16 protein-coding genes are annotated in these 15,988 nt (G+C 42.9%); all 16 read right to left on the minus strand.

Going from position 1 to position 15,988, the window contains the following annotated elements; all coding sequences use genetic code 11:
- Window positions 1-41 precede the first annotated feature (41 nt).
- The 16 genes from galU to secA all read right to left on the minus strand — a co-directional run bounded on the left by galU (window position 42) and on the right by secA (window position 15,711).
- Window positions 42-953: a UTP--glucose-1-phosphate uridylyltransferase GalU gene (gene galU / locus ACLJJ6_RS07310; RefSeq protein WP_412988624.1), complete on the minus strand. Its 912-nt coding sequence runs from the start codon at window positions 951-953 to the stop codon at window positions 42-44.
- A gap of 50 nt (window positions 954-1,003) precedes the next feature.
- On the minus strand, window positions 1,004-2,020 hold the full coding sequence (locus ACLJJ6_RS07315) for an NAD(P)H-dependent glycerol-3-phosphate dehydrogenase (protein ID WP_412988626.1): 1,017 nt from the start codon (window positions 2,018-2,020) through the stop codon (window positions 1,004-1,006).
- 68 nt (window positions 2,021-2,088) lie between these two features.
- Window positions 2,089-2,931 (minus strand): prolipoprotein diacylglyceryl transferase, encoded by an 843-nt coding sequence (lgt, locus tag ACLJJ6_RS07320; protein WP_412988628.1) that lies wholly within the window; start codon window positions 2,929-2,931, stop codon window positions 2,089-2,091.
- A 12-nt stretch (window positions 2,932-2,943) separates the two neighbouring features.
- Entirely contained in the window at window positions 2,944-3,885 is a 942-nt protein-coding gene (hprK, locus tag ACLJJ6_RS07325) for an HPr(Ser) kinase/phosphatase (protein WP_412988630.1), read from the minus strand.
- Window positions 3,886-3,905: 20 nt separating this feature from the next.
- Window positions 3,906-4,262 carry a phage holin family protein gene (locus ACLJJ6_RS07330; RefSeq protein ID WP_412988631.1) on the minus strand — a complete coding sequence of 119 codons (357 nt, stop codon included), beginning with the start codon at window positions 4,260-4,262 and terminating at the stop codon, window positions 3,906-3,908.
- Between the two features lie 28 nt (window positions 4,263-4,290).
- On the minus strand, window positions 4,291-4,629 hold the full coding sequence (locus ACLJJ6_RS07335; protein ID WP_412988632.1) for a PspC domain-containing protein: 339 nt from the start codon (window positions 4,627-4,629) through the stop codon (window positions 4,291-4,293).
- Window positions 4,630-4,888: 259 nt separating this feature from the next.
- Complete coding sequence (gene phoU, locus ACLJJ6_RS07340; RefSeq protein ID WP_412988634.1) at window positions 4,889-5,566, minus strand: phosphate signaling complex protein PhoU; 678 nt, start codon at window positions 5,564-5,566, stop codon at window positions 4,889-4,891.
- 16 nt (window positions 5,567-5,582) lie between these two features.
- Entirely contained in the window at window positions 5,583-6,338 is a 756-nt protein-coding gene (gene pstB / locus ACLJJ6_RS07345; protein ID WP_412988636.1) for a phosphate ABC transporter ATP-binding protein PstB, read from the minus strand.
- Between the two features lie 21 nt (window positions 6,339-6,359).
- Window positions 6,360-7,163 carry a phosphate ABC transporter ATP-binding protein PstB gene (gene pstB, locus ACLJJ6_RS07350; RefSeq protein ID WP_412988638.1) on the minus strand — a complete coding sequence of 268 codons (804 nt, stop codon included), beginning with the start codon at window positions 7,161-7,163 and terminating at the stop codon, window positions 6,360-6,362.
- A 17-nt stretch (window positions 7,164-7,180) separates the two neighbouring features.
- Window positions 7,181-8,068: a phosphate ABC transporter permease PstA gene (gene pstA / locus ACLJJ6_RS07355; protein WP_412988640.1), complete on the minus strand. Its 888-nt coding sequence runs from the start codon at window positions 8,066-8,068 to the stop codon at window positions 7,181-7,183.
- Window positions 8,065-8,988, minus strand: a complete 924-nt coding sequence (gene pstC, locus ACLJJ6_RS07360; protein ID WP_412988642.1) for a phosphate ABC transporter permease subunit PstC — start codon at window positions 8,986-8,988, stop codon at window positions 8,065-8,067. Before pstC ends, pstA begins: the two co-directional genes overlap by 4 nt.
- Window positions 8,989-9,005: 17 nt before the next feature.
- On the minus strand, window positions 9,006-9,869 hold the full coding sequence (locus ACLJJ6_RS07365) for a phosphate ABC transporter substrate-binding protein PstS family protein (protein WP_412988643.1): 864 nt from the start codon (window positions 9,867-9,869) through the stop codon (window positions 9,006-9,008).
- Between the two features lie 135 nt (window positions 9,870-10,004).
- The gene (locus ACLJJ6_RS07370; protein WP_412988645.1) at window positions 10,005-11,360 is read right to left on the minus strand and encodes an ATP-binding protein; all 1,356 of its coding nucleotides are present in this window, start codon (window positions 11,358-11,360) and stop codon (window positions 10,005-10,007) included.
- A gap of 43 nt (window positions 11,361-11,403) precedes the next feature.
- Entirely contained in the window at window positions 11,404-12,123 is a 720-nt protein-coding gene (locus ACLJJ6_RS07375; protein ID WP_412988647.1) for a response regulator transcription factor, read from the minus strand.
- A gap of 29 nt (window positions 12,124-12,152) precedes the next feature.
- Window positions 12,153-13,269 (minus strand): peptide chain release factor 2 gene (prfB, locus tag ACLJJ6_RS07380; RefSeq protein ID WP_412988648.1). Its coding sequence is split into 2 segments (ribosomal slippage): window positions 12,153-13,196 and window positions 13,198-13,269, totalling 1,116 coding nucleotides; the frame shifts between segments, so codons are not numbered across the junction.
- Between the two features lie 75 nt (window positions 13,270-13,344).
- Window positions 13,345-15,711 carry a preprotein translocase subunit SecA gene (gene secA, locus ACLJJ6_RS07385; protein WP_412988649.1) on the minus strand — a complete coding sequence of 789 codons (2,367 nt, stop codon included), beginning with the start codon at window positions 15,709-15,711 and terminating at the stop codon, window positions 13,345-13,347.
- Window positions 15,712-15,988: the final 277 nt, after the last annotated feature.

Raw genomic sequence — 15,988 nt, forward strand, 5'->3', positions numbered from 1 at the left:
GTCGTTGACCTACTTTTTCAGATCAAACCAATGCGTTAATTTTATTTGCTTGTTTTTTTGGAAGCTTTATCTTCTGCACTTAGCTGACTGCCCAGCTGCTTAATATATTCGCGCAAGTCATCACGGACTTCCGGATGTTGAAGCCCATATTGAATGTTGGTTTTCAAGAAACCAAACTTATTTCCGACATCATGACGGTCTCCTGTGAAGACGTGGGCAAACACCCGTTGCGTTTTATTTAATTCGTTAATCGCATCCGTCAACTGAACCTCATTACCCTTACCAGGTTTTTGATGTTCCAAAACATCAAAAATCTCTGGTGTTAAGAGGTAGCGCCCAATAATGGCATAATCACTTGGTGCCTCTTCTGGACTTGGTTTTTCCACGAAGCTCTCAACGTTAAATAAGTCAGATTTAACCTTCGCCTGTGGTTTAATAACTCCATATTTTGATACTTCTTTATGGGGCACTTGCATCACAGCTAATGTGGAAGCGTGAGTTTCATCATAGGAATTCATCAGTTGCTTAGTCAACGGCACTTTATCTTCCATCAAGTCGTCACCCAACATGACTACGAATGGTTCATCACCCACAAAATCTTTTGCAGTTAAGACCGCATCTCCTAAGCCCCGTGGGTGTGACTGACGGATAAAGTACAAATTGATATCAGTTGTCTCTTCTACTAATTTTAAAAGATTGTCTTTATGTTTAGCTTTTAAGTTATTTTCCAATTCAGGAACGGAATCGAAATGATCTTCAATGGCACGTTTCCCCTTACCAGTAACAATCAAAATATCTTCAATTCCTGATTTCCGTGCCTCTTCGACGATGAATTGAATAGTTGGTTTATCAACAATGGGCAGCATCTCTTTTGGCGAAGCCTTGGTTGCGGGTAAAAATCTAGTTCCTAATCCGGCAGCAGGAATAACAGCTTTTCTAACTCTATCTGACATAAACAAATTCTCCCTTTTTGTAAAAGTTTTTATTTAATCTAACAAACTACCTAATCAATTTCGGGCTTACCTTCACGATCCATTAATTCTTCGATGGCTGTTTTGACATCTTTACCATTATACAAAACGTCGTAGATCGCATTTGTAATCGGCATCTCAATATGATTTTGCTTGGCAAGTTCATATGCGGCCTGCGTGGAAGGAATGCCTTCAATAACCATGCCCATGGTGTCAATAACTTCCTTTAGTGGCATCCCTTGACCCAATTCATTACCAGCACGCCAGTTTCGCGAATGTACACTGGTTGCGGTAACAATTAAATCACCGACCCCGGACAACCCGATAAACGTCAATGGTTTGGCCCCCAGTGCAACACCTAACCGACTGATTTCAGCAAGACCGCGGGTCATCAAAGCGGCCTTAGCGTCATCGCCATAGCCAAGACCATGAAGCGCACCGGCACCTAGCGCAATAATGTTTTTCAAAGCTGCGCCCGTTTCAACCCCAATCACATCGTCATTGGTATAAACACGGAAATACTTATTCATAAACAATTGTTGCACTTTTTTGGCGGCCTGCACATTCGCACTTGCCGCAGTAACCAAGGTAATATCTTTTTTTGCTACCTCTTCGGCATGGCTCGGACCGGATAGAACCACAATAGCTTCCCGATTCTTTTCTGGAATTTCTTCTTCCAAAACTTGCGAAAGGCGCTTATGCGTGCCCAATTCGAGTCCCTTACTTGCATGGACAATAATCGGCTGATTACCAGTTTCCTCTAACACTGCCACCATTTGATTAGCAACAAGCCGCATCACTTTTGTTGGTACAACGAATAAAACAACTGAAACCCCATCAAGTGCGGCTTTTAAATCATCATAAGCCACTAATTTTTCAGAATACTTGAAACCTGGTACATAGTGTTCATTGGTGTGTTTCTCGTTTAATTCCTTAACCTGTTCAGGTGCATTGGACCAAACGCGGACATCGTTTCCATTCTCTGTCAGCAAGTTGGCCAAAATACTTCCCCATGAACCTGCACCTAAAACCGCAATTTTCTCAGACATTAATATGACTCCTTACAATAATCATTTTCTGATCTACTTTACCATTATCTTACACTCTTAACGATTACTCAACTCTTCTGCGGATTTAATTCGTTTCCATCCAAATACCACGGGTTGTTTTGCAATCTTTTCCGGCGCGTGAACCATAAGACAAGTCCCCCAATAAACAAAACAAGTGATAATAGCTGTGAAACCCGTAAAACATTGCCAATCATTAAGCTATCCGTTCGCATGCCTTCAATAAAAAAACGTCCAAAAGAATACCAGATGACATAGCTTAGGAAAACTTCCCCCTGCTTAAAAAGATGTTTACGATGGCGGAAACTCATGATAAGCACAAACCCGAGTAAATCCCACAGCGATTCATACAGGAAGGTGGGTTGCCGATAAGCGCCGTCAATAAACATCTGTTGAATAATAAAATGCGGAATATGTAAATTTTGCAAAAACTGCAAGGAAGTGACCCGACCAAAAGCTTCTTGATTCATAAAGTTTCCCCAGCGGCCAATCCCTTGTGCCATCAAGACGACTGGTCCGGCAACATCTAACATTAACCAGACCGGAATCCATTTCGATCGGCAGAAAAAATACACGACTAACCCGGCACCGATTAAGGAACCATAGATGGCAATTCCGCCATCCCAAATAGCGATAATCTGGTCAGGATGCTGAGAATAGTAGGACCACTCAAAAATGACGTAGTAAGCTCGCGCTGAAATTAACGCCACTGGCAATGCCCACAAGATCATGTCATAGATGTCATCGGGATTGATCCGTCTTCTTTTACCTTCCCGTACGGCTAAGAAAGTTGCCAGAACCACCGCACTGGCAATGATGACGCCATACCAATGGATTTCAAAGGGCCCCAACTTCAAAGCAATTGGGTTGAGCGCCCCTAATAAATAATTCACGCCCGTCATCTCCTAATTATTCTTAGAATTGTCTTTAATCAATTCGTTCAAATTATCATCAAATACTTTGGTAGCATCATATCCCATGTTTTTTGCACGGAAATTCATGGCCGCCGACTCAATAATGACCGCCAAGTTACGTCCGGTACGTACCGGAATCACGATACGAGGAATTTCAACATCAAAGAATTTGCGCGTTTGTTGACCATTTCCGAGCCGATCAAACTGCTTGTTATCATCCCAGTTTTCAAGGTGCACGATTAAGTTAATATCCGTTTCCGTTCGTACGGCACCCGCACCAAACAAATTCATAACGTCAATAATGCCGACACCACGAATTTCCAGGAGATGACGTAGAATTTTAGGAGCTTCCCCCACCAAAGTCTGCTCGTCTTGCTGATAAACATCAACGCGATCATCCGCAATCAACCGATGGCCACGTTTGACTAACTCAAGGGCGGTTTCACTTTTACCTACACCAGAATCGCCGGTAATCAAAACCCCTAATCCATAGATATCAACCAATTCACCATGAATCGACTGCCTTTCAGCCAATTTACCTTCCAAAAAATTTGTCATGTTACTTAAAAGTCGTGAAGTCGGCAGTGCTGAACCCAAGACAGGAATGTTTTTGGCCTTAGCAGCCTTGGTCAATTCTTCAGGAATGGGGAGTCCGCGTGAAATCACAAAAGCCGGCGTATCATCATGTGCCATTCGTTGATAGACATCACGGCGTTCCTCGCTGGTCATACTGCCCTTAGCATACGAAATCTCTGTGCGGCCAAATAACTGCACCCGTTCATGGGGGTAGAAATTAAAATACCCGGTTAATTCCAAACCGGGCCGCGAAATATCGCTAACCGTGATATTCCGTTGATCTAAAAAATCCTTACCTGAATACACATCCAACCTTGTTGCTTTTACAAGTTCTGCTACTTTTACACTATCTGCCAAAACCTTTACCTCCCGCAAATTTACCGGTTCATAAAATAGTTTGAAATTATCGCATTTAAAATCGACATGAGCAGCGCAATCCACATTGTCATTCCAAAAGACGAAAAATAAAAACTAGCTGGGCCGACTAACAATGACGTTAATTGAAGAATGATTGCGTTAATCACAATACTGAACAATCCTAGCGTCAGGATAGTAATTGGTAAAGATATCAATTGTAAAAACGGTTTGATAGACGCGTTTAAAATAGCCAGGACCAAGCTTGCGCCTAATGCCACCCAGACGTTTGTGACCACAAAACTACCACTGTTGCGATAAAACCCTGCTAATGCAACAAATAAAATTGCATCAACGACTACTCTTTGCCAAAATCTCATTCGTTAGTCCACTCCTTCATTCAAAGCCTTATTCATCATGATGTTTGGTATTAGGATCGTCTTCTTCTTGCACATTTTTAATAATTTTTCGTTTACGTGACCGTGAACTTTGTTGTGGCTGGCCAAATCCTGTAAAGAAGTTTTCAGTAAACCCACTTGTATGCTGCTCTTGACTTTCTGGCATCAGCCATGCCAACAGGGCATAGATGAGCACCCCTGGCAAAACGTGTGTAAAGAGCGTTAAGACCACAAAGACGATCCGGACAATTGAGGCGTCAATTGCAAAATAATTGGCAATTCCGCCTAAAACGCCTGATACCATCCGACTATTTGATTTTGTAAATTTTCGTTTAGAGTTCGATTTCATGATTATTCACCTCAAGATGTTTATTAGTTACATTCTACAGCTTGTGACGCTAAATTGGCAAACTTAACCTTTTTGAATTCAGTAGTGATCCTATTTCGTTTGAAACGAGCCGTGTATCCAGAAATAGGCGTGCTACACGGGTTTCTTCACCTTTGTCACTGACCAAGATCACTCACGTGTCCTTGAAACCCGCTCTCGTGCCAATTTTGTATTAAAAAACTTGATAGATTCTTAACTTTTCTACCAAGTTTATGCCAGGTTATTTTTCTTCCGGATGATGGTCAGGGGTTAGTTCAGCCAGATGACCCGTCTTGTTATAAACTACCCATTCCGCAATATTGCTAATATGATCACCAATCCGCTCAAGATAGCTTGCCACCATCAGATAGCTAGTGCTACCTGTAATGATTTTGGCATCCTGCTTCATCATTTGAATAATCTTTTCACGCACCTGGGCGTATGCCGCATCAATCTCCTGATTTGCATTGGCAATTTTCTTAGCGCCAACCTCGTCTTCTTTGACATAGGCATCCAAGACCTCTTCAAGCATTGCCCGAACTGTGTTCGTCATTTCCGCAATATCATTTTCAATTTCAGAAACGCGATGCTCACCCTTTAGCTCAATTGACTCCCGGGCAATCCCGACTGCGTGGTCCCCAATACGTTCCAAATCAGAACTTGCTTTCAACACAATAATGATGCGCCGAAAATCGGTTGCGACCGGCTGCTGCAAAGCCATCAACATTAGCGCCTGATCTTCTAATTTGATTTCTTCTTCATTAATCGCCTCATCATGATCAATAACTTGCTGGGCAAGTGCCTTATCGTGATCAATAAAAGATTTTGATGCCCGATAAATTGCCTCGCTCACATTAATTCCCATTTCGGTAAATTTACCGTGCAATTTTTTTAATTCATCTTCAAAGATTCCGCGCATTGTAAAATCCTCCAGTCTATCCGAACTTTCCGTTCAGGTAATCGCTAGTTGCATCCTGCTTCGGTGCCATAAACAGTTGCTTTGTCGAACCGGCTTCAACCAATTTGCCGTCTAAAAAGAAAGCCGTACGATCAGAAATCCGCGATGCTTGCTGCATATTGTGGGTCACAATGACAATTGTGAATTTATCGTGTAAATCCAACAATAAATCCTCAATCTTCCCTGCTGAAACCGGGTCTAACGCGCTGGTTGGTTCATCCATTAGAATGATCTCTGGCTGCACGGCCAGCACCCGAGCAATACAAATCCGCTGCTGTTGGCCCCCGGAAAAAGCAAGGGCATTTTCGGTAAGCTTGTCTTTCACTTCATCCCACACCGCGGCTTGTTTAAGACTGGTTTCCACCCGTTGACGAATCATGGCCTGATCTTTAATACCTGCTAACCGTAAGCCGAACGCAACGTTGTCAAATACGGAAAATGGAAATGGGTTTGGTTGTTGAAAGACCATCCCCACATGTTTACGCAGTTCCACCACATCCGTTTGCGGACTATAGATGTCCTTACCATCTAATTTTAAACTACCCGTGATGGTAACGCCAGCCACAAGATCATTCATCCGATTCAAGCACCTTAGAAAAGTTGACTTTCCGGAACCTGATGGCCCGATCAGTGCAGTGATTTGGTGCTCAGGAAAATCAAGATCAATGCCGTGTAAAGCTTCATGTTCGCCATAATAAAGTCGCGTATTACGTGCTGTAATTACATTTGTCATGCGTGTCTCCTTTCCTGTTCACTACCCAAAGTTCCCCGAAATATAGTCTTCTGTTGCTTGAATATGTGGTTTGGTAAAAATTTTTTCCGTACGGTCAAATTCCAAAATATGCCCCATATGAAAGAACGCGGTATAATCGCTAATTCGTGAGGCCTGTTGCATGCTGTGCGTCACCATAATGATCGTGTAGTGGGCTTGCAATTCACGCAGGGCCTGTTCCAGCTTAGCCGTTGAAATCGGATCCAATGCACTGGCTGGCTCATCTAATAACAAAACGTCCGGATTCATCGACAGGGTTCGGGCAATACAGAGTCGTTGTTGCTGGCCCCCCGACAGCGATAAGGCACTACGATTTAAATCATCTTTGACTTCGTCCCAAAGCGCTGCCTGTCGTAAACTTTTTTCAACGCGTTCCGTTATTTCTGTTTTAGAACGGATCCCCGATTTTTGCAGTGGGTAGGCAATATTTTTAAAAATAGATTTTGCAAACGGATTGGGTCGTTGAAAAACCATACCAACATGTTTGCGCATTTCATACACATTGATTTCAGGAGCATTAATGTTAATTCCCTGATATAAGATTTCGCCTTTGACTGTCGCAATGTCATCGTTCATGCGATTAAGGCACCGCAGAAAAGTTGATTTCCCCGATCCAGAGGCTCCAATCAAGGCGGTAATACCATTTTTCGGAAATTGCAAGGTACCATCGTGTAACGCGTGATAATCACCATAAAAAACTTGCAGGGCTTTGGTTTCTAATCCCAATGCCGTTGTCCCAGAATCGAAGCTTTTGACGTAATTTTCTTCCAAGTTATAGGTTTTCAAGCCACTCACCTCACATATTATTTTGATGCTGTTACTTTTTGATAAATGCGTTTACCTAACCACCGGGCAGAAAAATTAAAGATCAATACCGCCAGGATTAAAACCGCTGAGGCACCCGCCGAAACCGCACTGGCATCTGGCATGATACCTTCTGAATTGATCTTCCAAATGTGAACCGCCAATGTTTCCGCCGGCCGCATTGGATTAAGCGGACTGGTCGGACTGAATGGATTCCAGTTGGCAAAGTCAAGCATCGGCGCACTTTGACCAGCCGTATAGATTAAAGCTGCGGCTTCGCCAAAAATTCGTCCCGCACTCAAAATGATCGCGGTTAAAATTCCGGGCAAGGCTTCTGGAAAAATGACTCCCAAAATGGTTTGCCAACGTGAAAATCCTAATGCAAGGCCGGCCTCGCGCTGCAGCTTAGGGACAGCGGCCAGTGAATTTTCAACACTACGCGTCAAAAGCGGTAAGTTAAAGAAAGTTAAGGCAATTGCACCTGATAAGATAGAAAAACCGAGCTTAAACTCCACCACAAACAGGAGGAAGCCAAACAAACCAACGACAACCGAAGGCAATGAGCTTAAAACTTCAATGGCCACGCGAATCGTGTTTGTTACCCAATTTTTAGGAGCATATTCGTACAGATATATACCAGCTCCCAAAGCGATTGGGAATGAAATAAGTAATGTTAGTACTAAAAGATAAAAAGAATTAAACAGTTGATCTCCAATTCCCCCGCCGCTCAGGAAGGCTTGCGAAGGTGAAGTTAAAAAGTGCCAGGAAATATGGGGCAGACCAGTAATCAAAATGTAGCCAATCAGGGCAACCAAGATGAGGACCACGATACCCACTAAAAAAGTAATAACGGCCGTCGCCAGTTTATCGATTGTTTTTGCATTCATTTTGTTAGCCTCCCTTTGCGTCCGATTAAGCGAACCAGCAGATTAAAGCCTAAGGACATCAGTAAAAGAATCAATGCCAGTGACCACAATGCGTTGTTTGGTAACGTCCCCATTACGGTATTCCCAATTCCTGTCGTCAAGACACTAGTTAGCGTTGACGCCGGTGAAATTAGGTTATGAGGAAGTAGTGAAGCATTGCCGATCACCATTTGTACCGCCAGGGCTTCACCAAATGCCCGTGCCATCCCAAAAATAATTGCGGTTAACATCCCAGGAACTGAGGCCCGTAACACAACTTTATAGATTGTTTGCCAGCGGGTCGCTCCTAAGGCTAAAGCAGCTTCGCGATAAAAGCGGGGAACGGCCCTTAAACTATCGACGTACATCGAGGTAATCGTTGGGAGGACCATCACGAACAAGACTAACGTTCCGGCTAAAATTCCAAATCCAGTCCCCCCAAATAGGGCCCGGACTGCCGGTACAATGATTGTTAACCCGACAAATCCATAAACCACAGATGGGATTCCAACCAGCAACTCGATCACCGGTTGTAAAACTCGCTGCCCCCGTTTAGGTGCAATTTCAGTCATAAAAAGAGCCATTGCAATCGCAAATGGGGTTGCGAGTAAGGCTGCCAAAATGGTCACTGAAAACGAACCCACAATCATCGGCAACGCACCGACAGCTGGCGTTCCATCCTGACTAACTTGACCAGGATTCCAGTTTTGGTGGGTCAAAAAGTCCCATACCGAAATGTGACCCTCAAAAAAGGTTGCCAAGCCTCGTGATGCCACCAGATAGAAGATTGACACAACCAGTAAACTAATTAAAAGCGTACAGACAAAGGCAATGAGTCGCCCGTATCGATCTTGTCTAGTTGCCTTTGAAGATTTTGTTAATTGCCGTTTAATTTCATTCAAGTTTTTCACACTTCCTTCTATCGTTTGTGGATATTTCCGTATCGATCGCGAGTAACCTGCATATCATGAATCGAAATATATCCCAGATCCGTTATCAGTTCTTTTTGCATTTTTTTGGAATGAATATAATTTAAGAATTGCTGTGTTTGTTTATCCGGTTTGCCTTTGGTGTACATGTGTTCATAAGACCAAATTGGCCACTGATTCGTTTCCACATTTTTAGCAATCGGCTTCACCCCGTCCAACTTCAAGGCCTTAACCTGATCATTGACATACGAGAATGAAGTATAACTAATGGCACCTGGTGTTGCTGCCACAATTTTTTGAACCGTACCGTTTGAATCCTGTTCTTGTGAGCGAACTGCCTGTTTGCCCGCTAAAATAATTTTCTCAAAGGAGTTACGAATTCCACTGCCTTGGGCACGGTTGATGACCGTAATTTTTTGATTCTGGCCGCCCACCTGACGCCAATTCGTAATTTTTCCAGTGAAAATCTTGGCTAATTGCTGCCGGCTGAGGTTGGAAACCGTGACTTTTTTATTCACAACTGGTGTAATGCCAACAACAGCAACCTTATGGTCAACTAAAGCGCTGGCCTTAATTCCGGCCTGGTCTTCAGCAAATACATCAGAATTTCCAATTGTCACAGCTCCAGCTTGGACTTGACTGAGGCCAGTCCCCGAACCACCTCCCTGAACCGTAATATTAACATTTGTATTTTTAAGTTGATAATTGCTGGCCGCCCGTTCAACTAATGGTTGTAAAGCTGTCGATCCGACCACTGTGATTGTGTGACTTTGGCGACGACCGCACCCCGCCACACCAATGAATGCAACAAGTAATGTTAAAATGAACCCAATTTTTCTTTTCATCCGTTCCATCCCCTCTCGACGTTACATCTTGAGTTTACCAACTATGTGTTTAGGTCTTGTATGGTTCATGTAAAGATTATGTAAAGATCCCCAAATAAAAAATCCCCAGAAACAACGAATTGCTTCTGGGGATAAATTTAAATTTTAATAGTCGCGGTTCGGCTGCCACTGTTTTGGAAAGGTCAAAATAAATTTTGAACCCTTTCCCAAGGCTGATTCAAGTCGAATTTCGCCACCTAGATTTTTGACACTTTCCGCCACAATTGGGAGCCCAAGGCCGGTGCCGCTAACCAGTTCACCTGGTTTGTTCGCACTAACACGGTAGAAACGTTCAAATACCTTATGTTGTTCTTCGGGTGCGATTCCAATACCATCATCCGCCACAATTAACTGCCAGCGATTAGTCGTTTCGCTATAGGAAAGACTGACTTGCCCATGCGGATGATTATAACGGATACCATTAGCCACCAAATTTTTAATGATCTGACCTAACTGCTGAGAATCGGATTGAACCGTAACGTTTTCGGGAATTTGATTGACAACTTCCACTTGATGAAGCTGCATCCCGCGGTGCAACAACTTAATTTCTTCTTGACTCAATGCCGCTAAATTACAATCATCAATTTGCAGTGACTGGGGGTCATCGGACTGGGTTCGCGAGATTGACAGAATGTCTTCTGTTAAGCGGACCAGTTTGCGACTTTCCTTTTGAATAATTCTGAGAAATTCGTCCAACTTGTCCGGGTCATTTTTGGCACCGTTCATCAACGTTTCCGCAAAACCTGAAATTGCGGTGATTGGCGTGCGCAATTCATGACTTGCGTTGCTCACAAAATTAAGCTGCATTTGTTCAACAGTCCAGGCTTCGGTAATATCATAAAGCAAGACAATCACTTCATAGCGATGATGCACTTGTTTATTATAGACAACAGAAGCTTCAATCACTTTTTCGCTCGGTTCACGTTTCAAATGAATCGTTTGATGGTGATCGCGCTTCGTCTCAAAAGTCCGCTCAATCAACTTCTGCAATTCACTCTGCTTAATATCCAGCGTGTATGGATGAGGATCAGACTGAATTTGCAGCTGCAAGAGGTCAACCGTCGCCGGATTGGCCAGCTGTACTTCTCGATGTCGATTAATCACAAAAACGCCCACTGGCAAATTATTCACAATTGCCTTAAGCTCTTTGCCCTGATTACTCAAATTATGAATTTGATGACGATCATGCGCTTCAATTTTATTTACCGTCATGGTGAGTTCATAGAAAGGATCATCCTTCGGGAGAACAATCTGACTGGCTTTTTCGCCCTTCAAAACTTCCTGCAATTTTTCATTTAATGCATCCTGGCGCAACTGTGATTGCCGCAAGTTGCTCCAATAAACAACCACCTCAATTGCCGTGACAAAAATTGTAATGGCAAATAACAAGATGTAGTTGATTTCTTGTGTACTAAAGCTATGTTGTCCCTTTTGCACCGCCTTTAGTACGAGAAATGCCATCGATAGATTCCCAATAAAGCTCGTTAAACAAAAACGCAGGGTTCTATTCAGCATTCTCTTTTGTATTGAATTCATAGCCAAAGCCTCTCACTGTTAGAATTAATTTTGCATTTTTCGGATCATCTTCAATTTTATCACGCAAATGACTAATGTGGATATCGACCATTCGTGTCTGCCCTGCATAATCATAACCCCACACAGCATTTAAAATACGTTCCCGATTTAAAACATGGTTTGCGTGATCCCACAAATAAACCAACAATTTATACTCATTGGGCGTCAAAGCGACCTTTTTATTATTTTTCAAAACTTCGTAGCGATCAACATCCAACACCAAATCGCCCACCTGACGAAGGGCACGACCAGTTTGAATAACAGGTTCAGCCCGGCTTGCTTTTTCCGTTCTGCGCAAAATAGCCTTAACACGGGCCACTAATTCGCGCGGACTAAATGGCTTAGTGAGATAATCATCGGCGCCAATTTCAAACCCCACAATTTTGTCTAATTCATTATTTTTAGCTGTCAAAATAATAATAGCAATGTCGTTGAACTGTTTACGAATATGCCGAATAGTTTCCAAGCCGTCCATTCCGGGTAACATCAAATCCATGACCACCAGATTAGCCGAATTGTGTTGAAGCCATGTTAACGCATCGGCACCAGAACCCACACTAGCGACCTGATAACCAGCTTCATTCAAATTGTAAGTAAGCAGGGTGACAATTGAAGGTTCATCATCTACAATTAGAATTCTTTCATTCACTGTCAACTTCCTCCTTCAACCACCGATAATCATTGGGGATTTGCTTGTTGCAACTTCCATTGCAAATACGCATCAATAAAACCGTCCAAATCGCCGTCCATAACGCCCTGGACGTTCGCTGTTTCATAATTCGTACGGTGATCCTTGACCATTGAGTAAGGATGAAAGACATAGGAGCGAATTTGTGAGCCCCAACCGATATCTAACTGCTGACCCTCAATCGCCGCACGTTGCTCGGCCTTTTTTTGTTCTTCTTGTTCATACAGTTTAGCCCGTAACATTGCCAGCGCTGTTTGTCGGTTCTGCAACTGTGAACGTTGGGCCTGGCTGGCAACGACAATTCCAGTTGGTAAATGGGTAATTCGCACTGCAGAGGAGGTTTTATTGACATGCTGACCACCGGCACCACTGGCCCGATACACATCGACCCGTAAGTCATCCGGATTAATCTCAATATTTACAGAGTCATCTAGTTCTGGCATCACATCAACCGAAGCAAATGAAGTGTGGCGTCTGCCCGCAGCATCAAAGGGAGAAATCCGCACCAACCGATGAACGCCTTTTTCGGAACGGAGATAGCCATAGGCGTTATGCCCACTAATCATCAAAGTCACACTGTTAATCCCCGCCACATCGCCAGCTTGATAGTCTTCAATAGTTGCTGTGAAATGATGTGCTTCAGCCCAGCGGGTATACATTCGAAGCAGCATTGCCCCCCAGTCCTGAGATTCTGTGCCGCCAGCTCCCGGATGAATTTCAAGAATGGCATTGTGGGAATCGTACTTACCATTTAACAACAAGCCCAAGCGGTACTCGCGTAAATCCTTTTGAGCCTTTTCAAACTGAAGCTCAAAGTCAGCCTGCATATCAGCATCGTCTTCAAGCTCTAACAACTGTTCAGTGACTTCTAAGTTTTCAACTTCATCTTGCAACTGATGAAAGTGATCATATTTTTGCTTGAGCACATTGGTTTCGTCGATCAATTTTTGCGCTTCTTCTTGGTTATGCCAAAAATCAGGCTCTCCCATTTTGGCTTCGTTTACCGCAATACTTTCGCTTAACTTATCGAAGTCAAAGCGACCCCCTAAAGTCAGCGACTTCTTTTTTCATTTGATTAATTTGTTTCTTTGCTTCACTTAATTCCATGTTTAACTCCTTTGTTTACCTAAAAAAAGATTGGTCAAAACAAGTGTTTTGATGCCAATCCTTTCCTAACTTAAATTACCGCTGAATATTTTGTCGAATTTCAGACTTCAAGAAGAGTCGTGTGGCATCGTATTCAATATCTGAAACCATTTCTTCAAACATCCGGTAGCCATCACTTTGATATTCAACAAGTGGATTTAACTGACCATAACCACGTAAACCGATGGATTGGCGCAATTGGTCCATAGCATCAATGTGTTCTTCCCAATGGGCATCCACAACACGTAAGATAACGACCTTTTCAAATTCCAGCATCTGAGCAGGATCATAAAGTTGTTTTTCTTTTTGTGCGTAGATTTCTTTTGCACGGTCTAACAAATAAGATTTGATTTCTTCAGGCTGCTTGTTCTTGAAATCATCAAGCGAAATACTGTTTTCATTGACCATATTAGATTTAGCAAAATCCAAAATGGTTTCCAAATCCCATTTCTTTTCATCTGTGCCCTGTGTATGCACATCAACGACCCGGTTAACCGTTCGTTCAATCATCGGTACCATGACATTCTTCAAGGATTCCTGTGCCATGATGACCTGTTGCCGTTCGCCATAAATAACCTCACGTTGCGCGCGCATAACATCATCATATTGGAGAACGTTTTTACGTGAATCGTAGTTATTTCCTTCAACCCGTTTTTGTGCAGATTCTACTTGTTTGGTAATCATTCGACTCTGAATAACTGCATCATCATCGGAAACCTTCAAACGCTGGAGCAAGTTCTTGATCCGTTCAGAACCAAAACGAATCATCAAGTCATCTTCAAGTGACAAGTAGAATTGAGACATACCTGGATCTCCTTGCCGGCCTGAACGTCCACGTAACTGGTTATCAATGCGCCGCGACTCATGGCGCTCAGTTCCGATAACAGCCAGACCGCCTAACTCTTTGACGCCCGGGCCAAGCTTAATATCCGTACCACGACCAGCCATATTCGTCGCAATAGTGACGGCGCCTTTTTGACCCGCATTCATGATGATTTCGGCTTCCTTCGCATGGTTCTTTGCGTTCAACACAACGTGCGGAATCTTTTCTTCATCCAACAGATGTGATAAGTGCTCTGAAGTCTCAACGGCTACGGTCCCAATTAACATGGGTTGCCCTTTAGCATGCAATTTTTTAATTTCATCAATTACTGCACTAAACTTACTTTCCAGCGTTGGGTAAAGTAAATCAGCGCGATCCTCACGAATCATTGGCCGGTTCGTCGGAATCGAGATGACTTCCATGTTGTAAATTTCACGGAACTCTTCTTGTTCTGTCTTCGCCGTACCCGTCATCCCAGAAAGTTTCTTATACATCCGGAATAAGTTTTGATACGTAATGTTCGCCATGGTTTTGGTTTCTTCTTGGATTTCGACATTTTCTTTTGCTTCAATGGCTTGATGGAGACCATCAGAAAAACGCCGGCCTTGCATGACTCGCCCCGTAAATTGATCAACAATCAAAGCCTCGCCATCCTGAACCACATAGTCTTTATCTTTTAACATAATGTAGTTAGCACGTAACGCCTGATCCAAATGATGTGTCAGCGACGAGTTATCAACATCATAAAGGTTTTTCAGGTTAAAATACTTTTCCGCTTTTTCAATCCCATTATCAGTCAAGGAAATCGATTTGGATTCCCAATCAATTTTATAGTCCTTTTCTGCATTCAATGTCTTCGCAAACCGATCAGCTCGGCGATACATATGTGTGCCGTTCTCAGATTGACCCGAAATAATTAAGGGAGTTCGGGCGTCATCAATTAAGATGGAGTCCACCTCATCAATAATGGCAAAATTCAGGGGACGTTGTACCATATCCTCTTTGTAAACCACCATATTATCACGCAAATAATCAAACCCAATCTCACTGTTTGTGGAATAGGTGATATCAGCAGCGTAGGCCGCCCGTTTTTCTTCCGGTGATTTCTCCGCAATATTTAAGCCGACACTTAAACCAAGCCAGTTATAAAGCTCACCCATTTCAGTAGCATCACGTGTAGACAGATATTCATTAACCGTCACAACGTGAACCCCTTCGCCGGCAAGTGCGTTTAAATAAACGGGCATCGTCGCCGTCAAAGTTTTTCCTTCACCAGTTTTCATTTCGGCAATGTTACCTTCATGGAGGACAATTCCACCCATGATTTGGACATGGAATGGAAAGAGGCCTAAAACCCGTTTGGCGCCTTCACGAGCAACCGCAAATGCTTCCGGTAATAAATCGTCTAAGGTTTCGCCATCTTGATAACGTTTCTTCAATTCTGGTGTTTTGGCTTGCAGTTCGGCATCAGACAACTGACTGTAAGCCTCTTTGTAAGCTTCGACTTTATCTGCTAATCGGTCTAAGCGTTTTTGATCTCGTTTATCACTTTCAACCCATTTTCTTAATAAATTAGCCATGCAATAGTTCCTCTCTTAAAGCGTACTCTTTTAAAATCACTTATTTGTTATTACAAAAACTTGTAAACTATATCATATTCTAACATTAGTGGCCCTATTTTTAAACAAAAATACAGCTGGCTAAGTGGATTTTATCACGATAATCGCTCTCACAGTTTGTTTTGGTCATTTTATTCCCTTTACCCGCCGCTTTTTCATCGGGAAAACAAAAAAACCAGAAGTTTACCAGCTTAGGTTTTCCCCTAGCTGTGTTTAACTTCTGATTTTTTAGTGTTCG

This window comes from Pediococcus siamensis (genome assembly GCF_047220215.1).
Classification (GTDB): domain Bacteria; phylum Bacillota; class Bacilli; order Lactobacillales; family Lactobacillaceae; genus Pediococcus; species Pediococcus siamensis.